Here is a 14,204-nt window from a genome sequence, read left to right as displayed (position 1 = left end):
GGAGCGCTCCCTGCGCCGCCGGGAAAGCCTTGAGGGCTGCCGCAGAACGTCCGCGTACGGCCGCTGGAGCGGGTCCGGGCGCACGGAAGGGCCCGCGGGGCTCTGTACGGCCTCCCGGGCCCTTCGGTTGTGCCGTGCCGGCCCGTGTACGGGGCTCAGGTGGCCCGTACACGGTGTTCAGCGGTCCTAGGCGACCGTACGGCCGCCGCCGACCAGACGCGGCAGGATGCGGAAGCCGATACCGCCGGCGATCATCGTCGCGGCACCGATGACCAGGAAGGTCGTCTCGGCCGCACCGGTCTCGGCGAGCTCTTCCTTGCCCTTGCTCTGCTCGACCGGCTGGTTGCCGACGCTGTCGGTGTCCGTGTTGTCGGCGCACTCGACAACGCCGGACTCCACGGTGCAGGCGTCGTCGCCACCGGTCGCGGAACCGGAGGTCCCGGAGCCGGAGGTAGCGGACCCGTTGGTGCCGGACCCGTTGGTGCCGCCGTCGCCGCCGGTACCGCCGTCGTCGCCGCCGGAGGTGCCGGTGGAGCCGGAGGTGCCGGAGGTGCCGGTGGAGCCGGTGGAGCCGGAGGTGCCGGACGTGCCCGAGGTGCCGGACGTGCCGGACGTGCCGGAGGTGCCCGACGTGCCCGACGTGCCCGACGTGCCGGACGTGCCCGAGGTGGTCTCACCCGTGGTGGTCTCGCCGGTCGAAGACGTCTCACCGGTGGTCTCACCGGTCGTGGTCTCGCCGGTCGAAGACGTCTCACCGGTGGTCTCACCGGTCGTCGTCTCGCCGGTCGAAGACGTCTCACCGCTGGTCTCACCCGTGGTGGTCTCGCCCGTCGAAGACGTCTCACCGGTGGTCTCACCGGTCGTCGTCTCGCCGGTCGTCTCACCCGTGGTGGTCTGACCCTGGTCGACACCGCCCGGGTCGCCGCCCTCGGTGGTGCCTTCGATGAGGCCGCCGATGGGGCCGTCCTTGGCCTCCGCGCCCTGGGTGGACACCTGGTCCTCGCCGGGACCGTTCAGCGCCTGCGCCGCACCCGCGGCGGTCAGCGAGGCACCCGCGGCGATAACCGCACCAGCGGCTATCCGCGCGACGCGAATGCGCGTCTTCTTCGTCATCTGTTGCTACCCCCAGTAGCCGATCTCGTCATTGGAGCAGCCATATGCGGGGCCACGGCGGCCCTGCGGGGTATCGCGCTCTCGGCAGGGCCACGTCGTGTCGTGGTCACCCCGCCAGCCCCCCGGTTCACACCCGTCCCGGACATACGCATGCTGCTCTAGCACCCTGGCCAGAGTTAAGGATTCCGTCAAGGCCGTTGTGCGCGGTAAGCACCCTTATAGGGGCTCTTGACGACTATTCGGCAGCACGACTGTGACGCATCGGGCACAGCTTCCCCCCAACTCGCCGCAGTGCTCCCCCAACGCAGGCGGGCCCGGACAGTTCCCTGTCCGGGCCCAACCCTCGTACGGCGGAGGCTACTTCTCGCGCTGCTTGCGCCAGCGGATGCCGGCCTCGACGAAGCCGTCGATCTCGCCGTTGAAGACCGCTTCGGGGTTGCCCATCTCGAACTCCGTACGCAGGTCCTTGACCATCTGGTACGGGTGGAGGACGTACGAACGCATCTGGTTGCCCCAGGAGTTGCCGCCGTCGCCCTTGAGCGCGTTCATCTTCGCCTGCTCCTCCTGGCGGCGGCGCTCAAGGAGCTTGGCCTGGAGGACGTTCATCGCGGACGCCTTGTTCTGGATCTGCGAGCGCTCGTTCTGGCAGGAGACGACGATGCCGGTCGGCAGGTGGGTCAGGCGGACCGCGGAGTCCGTGGTGTTGACGCCCTGTCCGCCGGGGCCCGAGGAGCGGTAGACGTCGATCCGCAGCTCGGACTCGTCGATCTCGATGTGGTCGGTCTGCTCGACGACCGGGAGCACCTCGACGCCCGCGAAGGACGTCTGGCGGCGGCCCTGGTTGTCGAAGGGCGAGATCCGGACCAGGCGGTGGGTGCCCTGCTCGACGGAGAGGGTGCCGTAGGCGTACGGGACCTGGACGGAGAAGGTGGTCGACTTGATGCCGGCCTCTTCCGCGTACGCGGTCTCGTAGACCTCGGTCTTGTAGTTGTGCCGCTCCGCCCAGCGGAGGTACATGCGCTGGAGCTTCTCCGCGAAGTCGGCGGCGTCGACGCCACCGGCCTCGGCGCGGACGGTCACCAGCGCCTCGCGGGCGTCGTACTCGCCGGACAGGAGGGTGCGGACCTCCATCTCGTCCAGGGCCTTGCGCACCGACTCCAGCTCGGTCTCCGCCTCGGCGAGCGCTTCGGCGTCGCCCTCGTCCTCGGCGAGCTCGAAGAGGACCGCGAGGTCGTCGATGCGGCCGCGCAGGGTCTCGGTCTTGCGGACCTCGGCCTGGAGGTGCGAGAGCTTGCTGGTGATCTTCTGGGCCGCGTCCGGGTCGTCCCAGAGGGACGGCGCCGCTGCCTGCTCCTCAAGCGCGGCGATGTCCGCCCGCAGCGCATCCAGGTCCAGGACGGCCTCGATCGACCCCATGGTCGAGGAGAGGGACTTCAGCTCTTCGGAAATATCGACGACTGCCACGGGTCCAGCGTAACGGCATGGCGGATGAAGCTTGCCCTCCCCCGGGAAGCCGACGGGGGAAGCGACCCGGGGGCCGGCCCGGGAGCGGTCCTGGGACGGGTGTCCTACGGGGTCGCCGGAGCCGAGTTCTCGCTGTCCTGGGGCCCCGCCGGGTCCCCGTCACCGGCGCCCGTGGCCAGCCAGCCGCCCACCGCGACGGCCGCGCACAGCAGGAGAGCGGCGGCACCCAGGGTGATACGGCGCTTACGGACGGCCGCCGACTTGTTACGGGCGGAGCCGGAGCGCGGCTTTCCGGGGGCGCGCGGGGCGCGGGCCGTACCGAGGGGGCCACCCGCCAGTTCGTCGGGGGCGGGGACGCGCATGCTCGTGTGGGTGTCCCGGTTGGAGTCCGGGGACGAGCCGGGCACCAGCGGGACCGCCCCGCGGCGGCGCGGCTCCCCGGCGGACGGGGTGTACTGCTGCTCGTCGTACGCGGGCGCCTGCTGCTCCGCCTCGTCGCCGCCGGGCTCGTCCACGTCCAGGGGCGGGATACCGGCGAGGAGCGGGAGCAGGTCCCGGAGCCGTACGGCGAGCTCGGAGGCGCGCAGCCGGGAGGCCGGGGCCTTGGCCAGGCACTGGACCAGGAGCTGCCAGAGCTCCTCCGGGATGCCGGGCAGCGGGACGACGGTCTCGGTGACATGGCGCCGCAGGACCGCGCCGGGGTGGCCGCCGCCGAAGGGGGTGAACCCGGCGAGGAGCTCGTACAGCACGGTCGCCAGGGCGTAGATGTCGACGGCGGCGCGCGGCGGGAGACCCTCGACGATCTCGGGGGCCAGGTAGTCCGGCGTACCGATGATCTTGGTGGCCTTGGTGCGGCGCGGGGTGTCGATGAGCTTGGCGACGCCGAAGTCGGTGAGCAGGGCCGGGTGGGCGCCGCCGGGGCCGAGCGGGCCTTCCATGTCGAGCAGGATGTTCTCCGGCTTGACGTCCCGGTGGACCACCTGGGCCTTGTGGGCGGCGGCCAGGCCGTCGGCGACGTCCGCGATGATGGCGACGGCCGCCTCGGGGGCGAGGCGGCGTTCGCGGTCCAGGCGGGTGCGCAGGTCGGTGCCGCGGACGAGGGTCATCACCAGGGCGAGGTCGTTGCCGTCCACCACGAGGTCCCGGACGGCGACCACGTTGGGGTGGTCGAGCCCGAGCAGGGCGGTGCGCTCCTGTACGAAGCGGCCCACGAGCTCCTGGTCGGACGCGAGGTCCTCACGGAGCAGCTTGATGGCGACCGGGCCCTCGGGCCCTTCGCCGAGCCACACCGTGCCGGCGCTGCCGCGCCCCAGGATCTGGTGGGCCGTGTACCGGCTGCCGATATTCCGTGCCAAGACTGCTCCCTCAGCGGCTGGCGGTGGACCCCCGGTCGACAAAGTTACGCGGCGTTCGGGGTGGTGCGTGCCCAGGATGGCGCCAACCTGCACTTCTCCGGGCCGAATCGGCCCGGAGAAGTCGACAAAGGGACAGAGTCGGGGGTGGTACCGGTCTCCGGCCCCCGACCGTACGCCCGGCCGAGACCACGGCGTCGCCGTCAGGCTCAGCCCGTACCTGCGGCTTCGCCGTCAGGATCGGGCCGTACCCGCGGCGTCGGCGTCAGGCCCCGCCCGTACCCCCGGAGCCACCGGTGCTCTCACCGAGCTTGGAGATCCAGTCGGTGACCGTGCTGATCGTGTCGCCGATCGCCTCCCAGTAGCCCTTGCCCTGGGCGACCCAGTCCTGAAGCGGGGTCAGCTCCCAGATGAGCCAGCCGGCGATGACCAGCAGCACCACGGTGAACAGGCAGCCCTTGAGGCAGCCCAGGCCGGGGATGCGCATCGGGTTGGCGCTGCGCTGCCTCGGCGGGCGCGGCTCGCGGGGAGGGCGTGGGGCGGGCTGCTGGGGCTGCTGCGGCTGCGGGGGCGCGTACTGCTGCCGCTGGGGCTGCGGCGGGGCCTGGTAGCGCTGAGGCCGCTGCTGCGGCTGCTGCCGCTGGTGTTGCTGCGGGTACTGCTGCTGGAGGGGCTGCTGCGGGGGCTGCTGCGGCTGCTGGCGCTGGGGAGGCTGCTGCGGCTGGCGCTGGGGGCGGCGGCGCAGCGGGTCCTGGCTCGGGTCCAGGTACTGCACCTGCGTCTGCTCGTTGCGGTCGCGGGCCGCCTGGAGCTGCGACTGCCAGGGGTGCGGCCCGTCCGGCTGCGGCGGCTCGTCGGGGCGCTGGGGTACGGGCGGCATGACGGCGGTCGGGTCGGCCTGGCCGCCGGGTCCCCGCTCGCCGCCCGGACCCGAGGTCTGCTGGAGCACGCTGGTGGGGGCCGCGGGGTCGTAGGAGCCCGCGTTGCTCGGCAGCACCTGCGTGGGGTCGGCGGCTCCCGGCGTTTCCGGGACGGCCGTGGGCGCCGGGTCGGGGGCGAGCAGGGCGCCCACCCCTTCGGCAGCGGCGATCTGGGCCGAGTTCGCGTGGACGCCGATGCCCGAGGCGACCGTACGCAGGCCGCGGGCCAGGTTCTCGGCGCTGGGCCGCTGGTCCGGGTCCTTGCGCAGGCAGCGCTCGATGACCGTCCACAGCGGTTCGGGGACGGTGGAGGGGCGGCGGGGCTCCTCGCTGAGGTGCCGGTGCAGGACTTCGAGGGCGGTGCCACCGGCGAACGGCGGTCGTCCGGTGACCAGTTCGTACAGCAGGATGCCCGCGCCGTAGATGTCCACGGCGGAGGTCTGCGGGCGGCCCTCGGCGGACTCCGGCGCCACATAGGCGGGGGTGCCGACGAACTCGTGCGTCCGGGTCAGCCCCGGGGAGTCGGCCAGGCGCGCGATGCCGAAGTCGGTGAGCATCGGGGTCATCCGGCCGTCGCGCTCGTCGAGCAGCACGTTGGCCGGCTTGAGGTCGCGGTGGACGACGCCGTCGGCGTGGCTGGCGGCGAGCGCGTCGGCGATCTGCGCGGTGAGCAGGGAGGCGGCGACCGGGGTGAGCGGGCCGTTCTCGCGCAGGTAGCGGTGGAGGTCGGGACCGTCGATCAGGTCCATCACCAGGGCGAGGAGATCGCCCTCGACGACCAGGTCGCGGGTGCGCACGATGTTCGGGTGCGTGAGCCGCAACAGCACCGAGCGCTCCCGCAGGAACCGCATCACGACATCGGCGTCGTTGGCGAGCTCCTCCTTGAGGACCTTGATCGCCACGGTCTCGCCGGGCTGACCGGCGACGGCTGCCTCGGCGCCCGCGGTCTCCCGCTGGCGGGCTCGCCAGACGGTGCCCGTGGCGCCGCGTCCGAGCGGCTCCTCGAGCAGGTACTTGCTGCCTACCGGCCGCACGTCATGCGCTCCCTGCTGATCGTGGTGCTTGCGGTCCCCCCGGTCCCGCCCGGATGTTCCGGCCCACTCTAATGCCGCTGGAGGAGGGGCCGAGGGGTCGCGTTTCGGGGGAAGACGCGCACACCGGACAGATGGTTGCCGCTCACGGTTGACGCCCGGGAATCGGAGACTCGAACAGCAGTACCCCAGGCCCGCCCGGCTCCCGGCAGGCGGCCCTGGTCACGGCGGCCCGAGCGGCGGGAACCGGACGCAAGCAGGCACTTTTGCGCCCACAGCCGACCATTCAAGATCATTTAAAGGTGACCGCCGGGCGTGTTGTCAGTGGCAGGTGCGAGGATGCCTCCAAGCACGGATCCGAGGGTCGGAGCCTGGGGGTCCGTGACGACCTGTACGGACGACCTGTCCGTGCCGGGTGGGGGGAATCACAGGGTTTTCCCCTGCCGGGCACCCCGCGCAGAAGGGACCGCCGACGGCGATGCAGATCCGGCTGACCGTCCTAGCGCCGCGCAGCGGCCAGACCCCGGCGCGCGCCTGCGACGTGCTCGTCACCGCCCCCGCCGGGACGGCGCTGGCCGCTGTCGCCTCCGGTCTGGCCCAGGCCGTCTCCGGGCCCGAGGGCTCCCAGGGCGGCGGGGCTGTGGTGCTCTTCGCCGGACGGGAGCGGCTGGACGCCCAGCGCATCGCCCTCGGTGAACCACCCCTCGTGGACGGCGCGGTGCTCTCGCTCCAGGTCCCCGGCGATGACGAGGCGACGGACGACGCCGTTCCGGCCCAGCTCCACGTGGTCGCCGGGCCGGACGCGGGCGGGGTCCATCTGCTGCACGGCGGGCAGATCCGGATCGGTCGCTCCGCCGAGGCCGACGTCCCGCTGGACGACCCGGACGTGTCCCGGCTGCACTGCGCGGTGACGGTCTCCGAGGACGGCCGGGTCTCGGTCGCCGACCTCGGCTCGACGAACGGCACCTCTCTGGACGGTACGGAGGTCCGCGACCGGCCCGTCCGCTTCCCGCCCGGCGCCCTGCTGCGGCTCGGCGAGTCGGCCCTCCGGCTCACGGCCGGCTCCCGCGCTGTGACGCTGCCGACGGCCCCCGACGGCGAGGGTCACCTGCGGGTGAGCCGCGTCGAGACGGACCCGCACGCCCCGGTGCGCCCCTCCTCCGGGACGACGCCCGCGTCCTCCCCCCTCGCGGCCCGCTCCTACCGCGGCGACGACGAGGGGCGGGAGCACGCGTACGGGCATCCGCCCTACGCCTCCCGCCCGGAGCCGACGGGGTATGAGGGCCAGAAGCCCTGGCCCGGTCACGGCGCGCCGGACGCGGCCTCGCACCAGCGCACTCACGGCGGCAGGGAGCCGTTCGGAGCAGCAGGCGGGGACTCCTTCGCTACGGGTGGCCGCGACGGGTCCGGTGCGGGTGGCCGCGACGGGTCCGGTGCGGGTGGGCGCGACGGGTCCGGTGGGGGTGGGCGCGACGGGTCCGGTGCGGGTGAGGCGCCTCGGCGCGGGGGGATAGGTGCCTGGGCCCGGCGGCTCAAGGGCGGGGGCGGCGCCAGGAGCGAGCAGGCGCAGGTCGCGGAGCAGCCTGGCCGGGGCGCGTGGCAGGAGACCGGGTCCCTCCCGTCGCACGCCCCCTTCCCGGAGGCCCGGGGAACAGACCCATACACCGCCTCCGCCTCCGCCGGTTCCGCCGGTTCCGTCGGCGACTCCGGTCACCTGGCCTCCCCCGCTTCCCCGCTCTCCCCCTTCTCCGCCGTGCCGTCCGCGCCCCAGGGCACCTGGCCGGACCCGGCGGCGGTGCTGCTGACCGCGCTGGGCCCGGGGCCCCGGCTGTGGGAGCGCCACGAAGGGCACCCGGAGGCGCTCGTGGTGCGGCTCGGGACGACCGACCGGGCCGATGTGCCGTCGGTGCCGGTGACGGTGGGGCTGCGGGAGGCCGGTTCGCTGGGGATCGCCGGGCCGCGCGCCCGGCTGGCGGGGCTGGCCCGCGCCACGGTGGCGCAGCTCGCCGCGCTGCACTCCCCCTTCGACCTGGAGGTCGTGCTCATCTCCACGGACCGCTCCCGCTCCCTGGAGGAACGGCGGCACGAGTGGTCCTGGCTGGGGTGGCTGCCGCATCTGCGCCCGATGCACGGGCAGGACTGCCGGCTCCTCCTCGCGTACGACCGTGAGCAGGCGGAGGCCCGCACGGCCGAGTTGGTCCGCCGCCTCGACGAGGGGCCGCTCGGTCCCGGCTGGCCGAACCTGGACCGGGCCGAGGTGGCCGACGCGGCCCGTGCGCACACGGGCCCGCACACGGTGGTGGTGCTGGACGGCGACCCGGGTACGGCGGCGTTGCGCGAGACGACGGCCCGGCTGGCCGGCGCGGGGGCGGCGGCCGGGATTCATCTGATCTGCCTGGCCGAGACCCCGGCCGCCTCCCCCACCTCGCCGGTGGCCGCGACGTACGACATCGCCTGCCGGGCATCCATCGCCTTCCGCGAGTGCGGGGCGGTCGCCATGCTCAGCGGCGATGTCGCCACGGCGTTGCGACTGCTGCGGACGGCGGGCGGCCAGGCGGCGGGCCACGGCACGGTGGCCGCCGTGGACGCGGTGTCGGCGGCCTGGGCGGAGCGGTTCGGGCGGGCGCTGGCGCCGCTGCGGGACGAGGGTTCGGCCGCGCTGGCGGGCCGCCCGACGACAGCGGCGCTGCCGCCGTCCGCCCGGCTGCTCGACGAGCTGGGCCTGGCCCGGGCGACCCCGGCGTCGCTGATGGCCCGCTGGGCCTCCACGGCGGAGGACCAGCCGGGCGCCTCGGTGCCCCGGGCCGCCGCCGTCCCCCCGTCCCGGGCGGACCTGGAGACCCCCGGCTCGGGCCGCACGCTGAGCACGGGCCCCCGCATCGGCCCCCAGCGCACGGCCACCGACGGCCACCGCTCCCAGGACACTCCTGCTTCGAACCGCACGCCGTACCCGGGGGGAGGCGACCGGGACTCCGGCCGCACCCCGTACCCGGCACCGGACAACCGGGACTCCGGCCGCACCCCGTACCCGGCACCGGACAACCGGGACTCCGGCCGCACGCCGTACCCGGGGGCAGGCGACCGGGACTCGGGCCGTACGCCGTACCCGGCACCGGACAGCCGGGACCCGGGCCGTACGCCGTACCCGGGGGCAGGCGACCGGGACTCCGGCCGTACCCCGTACCCCGCCCGTACCGCCCCCCGGGTCGGCCCGCAGGGTGGTGAGGCCCCGGCAGGTCACCCGGCGCAGGCCGTGCACGCCGGGCGGCCCGTGCTGGTCCTCGGGGCCGGCCCCCGGGGCGCCCTCAGCGTCGATCTCGCCGACGAGGGCCCTCACCTGCTCATCGAGGGCCCCGCCGGGAGCGGGCGCACCGAGCTGCTGCGGGCCATCGCGGCCTCGCTCGCCTCCGCCGCCCGGCCCGACCGGCTCGGCATCCTGCTGGTCGACGGGGCCGGCGGGAAGCCCGAGGAGCGCGGCAGCTCCGTACAGGGGCTGCTCCCCTGTACGGAGCTGCCGCACGTCTTCACGCACCTCGTCGCCTCCGACCCGGTCCGGATGCGGGAGTTCGCGCAGGCCCTGGGCGGTGAGCTGAAGCGCCGCGCCGAGCTGCTCGGCCCGCTGGACTTCGCCGCCTGGCACGCCCGGCACGCGGACGCGGCCCGGCGGGAGGAGTCCCGGCGCATCGCGGGCCGGCGTCCGCCGAGCAGCGCCGAGCGCCAAGGCGACCTGGACTCCCCGGCCAGCGGCACCCTGCGGCTGCGCCAGGTCGCCGCCCGGGTGACGGACCCGAACCCCTCTCCGCTGCCGCGCCTGGTCGTGCTGGTCGACGACTTCGACGCCCTGGTCGCCCCGGGGCTCGGCAGCCCCGGCCGTCCCGCCGCCGGTTCCGTGGTGCGGGCGCTGGAGGCCGTGGCCCGGGACGGCGGCCGGCTCGGGGTGCACCTGGTCGCCACCTCGGCGCGCCCGGACCGGACGGAGGACACCGAGCTGGCCCGGGGGGCGAGGCTGCGCATCGTGCTCGACGCCCCGGTCCTGCCGCCCTCCCCGGACGAACCCGCCCCGGGCCGGGGCAGGCTGGGGCATCCGGACGGCCGGGTGACCCCGTTCCAGGGCGGCAGGGTGACCGGACGCATCCCGCGTACGGCGACGCTGCGGCCCACCGTCGTCCCGCTGGAGTGGGAGCGGATGGGCGATCCGCCGACCCGGCGCCCGGTCCGCGAGCTGGGCAACGGGCCGACGGACCTGGCGCTGCTCGCCAGCGCCCTGGAGCGCGCGGCCCGTTCGGTGAACGCCGAGCGCCTGCCGCCACTGATCCCGTTCCCGACGTGACGCCACCGCCCACCGAACCCGTCAACTCACCGCGACGCACCGCCAGGAGACGCTCATCCGACCTGACACTCCTGCCCCTGCCCGCCCGTCCCTCACCTCATTCCGCCGCATTCCCCGGCATTGACTGATACGACGTCACGAGGCCATCACGATCACCGTGTCGGGCCGGACGGCGGTATTGCGGGGCCCGGACACCGGGCGTAGGACTGTGCGCACGGACGACGCAGCCCGGGCGACGACAACGTGGTCGGGCGCGTACGGAAGAGACGGGGCAGGAATGCGTACAACCCTTTCCATACGCAGGGCCGCACTCGTCTTCACGGCGGTCGGCGCGCTGGCGCTGACCGGCTGCGGGGACGACGGCGGGTCGAAGAAGTCGGGCGACGGGACGGACAAGGGCACGGACAGCGCCCCCACCGTCGCCCTGCCGAAGCTGGACGGGGAGAACATCTCCGTCGCCGCGGTCTGGACGGGACCCGAGCAGGCCAACTTCACCAAGGTGCTGGGCGAGTTCGAGAAGCGTACGGGCGCGAAGGTCACCTTCGTCCCGGCCCAGGACCCGATCGTCAACTTCCTCGGTACGAAGATCGCGGGCGGCGAGCCCCCGGACGTCGCGATGATCCCGCAGGTCGGCGCCATCCAGCAGGCGGTGGCCAAGAAGTGGGCCAAGCCGGCCGGCGCGGAGGCGAAGGCGCAGCTGAGCAAGAACTACGCCAAGGTCTGGCAGGACCTCGGGGCGGTGGACGGCACCCAGTACGGCGTCTACTTCAAGGCTGCCAACAAGTCCCTGATCTGGTACAACGCGGCGGCCTTCGACAACGCGGGCGCGGCCGAACCGAAGACCTGGAAGGACTTCATCACCACCGCGGAGACCGTCTCCGCCTCCGGTGTCACCCCCGTCTCCGTCGCGGGTGCCGACGGCTGGACGCTCACCGACTGGTTCGAGAACGTCTACCTCTCCCAGGCCGGCCCGGAGAAGTACGACCAGCTGGCGAAGCACGAGATCCCGTGGACCGACCCGTCCGTCAAGGACGCGCTGACCACGCTCGCCGAACTGTTCGGCAAGCCGGAGCTGATCGCGGGCGGCGCCGACGGGGCGCTCCAGACGGAGTTCCCGACCTCGGTGACCCAGACGTTCACCGGCGGCGACCAGCCCAAGGGCGCGATGGTCTTCGAGGGCGACTTCGTCTCCGTCAACATCGCGCAGACCGAGGCGAAGATCGGCACGGACGCCAAGGTCTTCCCGTTCCCGGCGGTCGGCGCCGACTCCCCCGTGGTGACCGGCGGCGACGCGGCGGTGGCACTGAAGGACAGCAAGGGCGCCCAGGCGCTGCTGACCTGGCTGGCCTCGGCGGACGCGGCGAAGATCTGGGCCGAGGCGGGCGGGTTCATCTCGCCGAACAAGTCCCTGGACGCGGCCGCGTACCCCAACGAGGTGCAGCGCACGATGGCCGAGGCGCTCGTCGCGGCCGGCGACGACGTCCGCTTCGACATGTCCGACCAGGCCCCGCAGTCGTTCGGCGGGACGCCCGGGAAGGGCGAGTGGAAGATCCTCCAGGACTTCCTGAAGAACCCGAAGGACGTCGCGGGGACTCAAGCGAAGCTGGAGTCCGAAGCGGCCAAGGCGTACCAGAGCTGACGCGGTGGCGACCACGAACGCGGGGGGCGCCGGTGCGGTGCCTCCCGCCGACACGAATCCGCGCCCGGCACCCGGCGGTCCTCCCGCCCCGGCCCCGGCGAAGACCCGCAGGAGCGTGACCGGCACCCGCAGGGCCATCGCGGCGGCGTTCCTGCTGCCCGCGCTGGTGCTGCTCGGCGCGCTGGTGCTCTATCCGATCGGCTACTCGGTCTACCGGTCCTTCTTCGACCAGGCCGGCACCGGCTTCGCCGGGATCGACAACTACAAGGCGCTGTTCACCGACGACACGATCCTCACCGCGGTGAAGAACAACGCGATCTGGGTGGTGTTCGCCCCGACCGTCGCCACCGCGCTGGGGCTGATCTTCGCGGTGCTGACCGAGCGGATCCGCTGGGGCACGGCGTTCAAGCTGATCGTCTTCATGCCGATGGCGATCTCGATGCTGGCGGCGGGCATCATCTTCCGCCTCGTCTACGACCAGGCGCCCGAGCGCGGGGTGGCCAACGCCGTCGCGGTGGGCGTGCACGACACGTTCAACGAGTCGGCCGGCTTCCCCAAGGCGCGCCCGCTGCCCGTGCATCCGCTGAAGAAGGGTGAGGGCGGGTCGTACGTCTCCAAGGAGCCGGTACGGGCCGGGGAGCCGGTCCAGGTGCCGCTGGTCGGGGTGGCCCCGGCCAAGATGCCCGGCGCCGCCCGCCCGGCGGAGGCGGCCCCGGCGGCGGACGGTGACGGGATCACCGGCACGGCCTGGCTGGACTTCACCCGGGGCGGCGGCGGGAAACCCAACGTCGTCGACCCCGGGGAGCTGGGCCTGAAGGGCCTGAAGGTCGAGGCCGTCAAGGACGGCAAGGTCGTCGCCACCGCGACGGCCGGGGCGGACGGGGTGTTCACCCTGCCCGCATCGGCGGACGGGTCGCTGCTGCGGCTGCCCGCCGACAACTTCCGCGAGCCCTACAACGGCGTCGACTGGCTCGGCCCCTCCCTCGTCACGCCCGGGATCATCGGGAGTTACGTGTGGATGTGGGCCGGGTTCGCCATGGTGCTGATCGCGGCCGGCCTGGCGGGCCTGCCACGCGAACTCCTGGAGGCGGCCCGGGTGGACGGTGCCAACGAGTGGCAGGTGTTCCGGAGGATCACCGTGCCGATGCTGGCGCCGGTCCTGGCGGTGGTGCTGGTGACGCTGATGATCAACGTACTGAAGGTCTTCGACCTGGTCTTCATCATCGCGCCGGGCTCCACCCAGGACGACGCGAACGTCCTGGCCCTCCAGCTCTACCGGTCCTCGTTCGGCACGGACGCCGACCTGGGCATCGGCAGTGCCATCGCGGTGCTTCTGCTGCTGCTGGTGTTGCCGGTGATGCTCTTCAATGTGCGCCGGATACGGAAGGAGGGGCGGCGATGACCACTCCCGGAACTCACAAGGCCAAACAGTCCCTCGGCGCCCGGATCACGGCGCGCGCCGGTGGCGGGGTGATGCGGGTCTTCCTGATCCTGGTGGCCCTGTTCTGGATCATGCCGACGATCGGCCTGCTGCTCTCCTCGCTCCGCGGGCCCGAGGACATCGCGGCGACCGGGTGGTGGAAGGTCTTCACCGCCCCATCCGAGCTGACCTTCGACAACTACCAGCGACTGCTGGACAATTCGACGATCACCGGCTCGCTCGTCAGCACCATCATGATCACCGTGCCCTCCACCGTGCTGGTGGTGGTGATCGGCTCGCTGGCCGGATACGCCTTCGCCTGGATGGACTTCCCCGGCCGCGACTGGTGGTTCCTGCTGGTGGTCGGTTTGCTGGTGGTCCCCGTACAGGTCGCCCTGATCCCCGTCTCCGAACTCTTCGGCACCATCGGGATCTTCGAGACGACGCTCGGGGTCGTCCTGTTCCACACGGCCTTCGGGCTGCCGTTCGCCATCTTCCTGTTGCGGAACTTCTTCGCGGAGATCCCGCGCGAACTGCTGGAGGCCGCACGGCTCGACGGGGCGGGCGAGATCCGTCTCTTCACCCGGGTCGTGATGCCGCTGGGCGGTCCGGCGATCGCCTCGCTCGGGATCTTCCAGTTCCTGTGGGTGTGGAACGACATGCTGGTGGCGCTGATCTTCGCGGGCTCCGACTCGCCGCCGATCACCGTGGCGCTCCAGCAGCAGGTACGCCAGTTCGGCAACAACATCGACGTCCTGGCGCCGGGCGCGTTCGTGTCGATGGTGATCCCGCTGGCGGTGTTCTTCGCCTTCCAGCGGCAGTTCGTCTCGGGCGTCATGGCGGGGGCCGTCAAGTAGGGCCGGAAGGAGACACGTCCCTACGGACGACGGCACGTACAGCCGTACGTCAGCCGGAGGCGGTCCCGTTCACCGGAA

Annotated in this window: 8 protein-coding genes; 4 read left to right on the top strand and 4 right to left on the bottom strand. The window is 73.2% G+C overall.

Annotated features, from left to right (window positions below; translation table 11 throughout):
• Positions 1-186 precede the first annotated feature (186 nt).
• The 4 genes from ACIQAK_RS05840 to ACIQAK_RS05825 all read right to left on the bottom strand — a co-directional run bounded on the left by ACIQAK_RS05840 (position 187) and on the right by ACIQAK_RS05825 (position 5,883).
• Positions 187-1,113, bottom strand: a complete 927-nt coding sequence (locus tag ACIQAK_RS05840) for an LPXTG cell wall anchor domain-containing protein (RefSeq protein ID WP_366387059.1) — start codon at positions 1,111-1,113, stop codon at positions 187-189.
• A gap of 357 nt (positions 1,114-1,470) precedes the next feature.
• The gene (prfB, locus tag ACIQAK_RS05835) at positions 1,471-2,577 is read right to left on the bottom strand and encodes a peptide chain release factor 2 (protein ID WP_030567842.1); all 1,107 of its coding nucleotides are present in this window, start codon (positions 2,575-2,577) and stop codon (positions 1,471-1,473) included.
• A 104-nt stretch (positions 2,578-2,681) separates the two neighbouring features.
• On the bottom strand, positions 2,682-3,932 hold the full coding sequence (locus ACIQAK_RS05830; protein WP_366387058.1) for a serine/threonine-protein kinase: 1,251 nt from the start codon (positions 3,930-3,932) through the stop codon (positions 2,682-2,684).
• Positions 3,933-4,194: 262 nt separating this feature from the next.
• A complete protein-coding gene (locus ACIQAK_RS05825) occupies positions 4,195-5,883 on the bottom strand; it encodes a protein kinase domain-containing protein (protein ID WP_366387057.1) in 1,689 nt (562 codons plus the stop codon).
• A gap of 475 nt (positions 5,884-6,358) precedes the next feature.
• On the opposite strand from ACIQAK_RS05825, the gene ACIQAK_RS05820 reads away from it, so the two are divergent.
• The 4 genes from ACIQAK_RS05820 (at position 6,359) to ACIQAK_RS05805 (ending at position 14,126) form a co-directional block, all read left to right on the top strand.
• Entirely contained in the window at positions 6,359-10,210 is a 3,852-nt protein-coding gene (locus tag ACIQAK_RS05820) for an FHA domain-containing protein (RefSeq protein WP_366387056.1), read from the top strand.
• A 277-nt stretch (positions 10,211-10,487) separates the two neighbouring features.
• Positions 10,488-11,849, top strand: a complete 1,362-nt coding sequence (locus tag ACIQAK_RS05815) for an ABC transporter substrate-binding protein (RefSeq protein WP_366387055.1) — start codon at positions 10,488-10,490, stop codon at positions 11,847-11,849.
• Between the two features lie 115 nt (positions 11,850-11,964).
• Positions 11,965-13,251, top strand: a complete 1,287-nt coding sequence (locus ACIQAK_RS05810) for a sugar ABC transporter permease (protein WP_366387054.1) — start codon at positions 11,965-11,967, stop codon at positions 13,249-13,251.
• A complete protein-coding gene (locus ACIQAK_RS05805; protein ID WP_366387053.1) occupies positions 13,248-14,126 on the top strand; it encodes a carbohydrate ABC transporter permease in 879 nt (292 codons plus the stop codon). The genes ACIQAK_RS05810 and ACIQAK_RS05805 overlap by 4 nt, the downstream gene beginning before the upstream one ends.
• Positions 14,127-14,204: the final 78 nt, after the last annotated feature.

It is taken from the genome of Streptomyces sp. NPDC088706 (genome assembly GCF_044752765.1).
Classification (GTDB): domain Bacteria; phylum Actinomycetota; class Actinomycetes; order Streptomycetales; family Streptomycetaceae; genus Streptomyces.
Note: the sequence above shows the minus strand (reverse complement) of the source record. Positions and strands in the feature narration are given on the sequence as shown.

Excerpts from the sequence above, each read along its gene's own strand:
- ACIQAK_RS05815 (WP_366387055.1), top strand. The coding sequence starts at position 10,488 with ATGCGTACAACCCTTTCCATACGCAGGGCCGCACTCGTCTTCACGGCG.
- ACIQAK_RS05820 (WP_366387056.1), top strand. The coding sequence starts at position 6,359 with ATGCAGATCCGGCTGACCGTCCTAGCGCCGCGCAGCGGCCAGACCCCG.
- ACIQAK_RS05840 (WP_366387059.1), bottom strand. The coding sequence starts at position 1,113 with ATGACGAAGAAGACGCGCATTCGCGTCGCGCGGATAGCCGCTGGTGCG.
- ACIQAK_RS05805 (WP_366387053.1), top strand. The coding sequence starts at position 13,248 with ATGACCACTCCCGGAACTCACAAGGCCAAACAGTCCCTCGGCGCCCGG.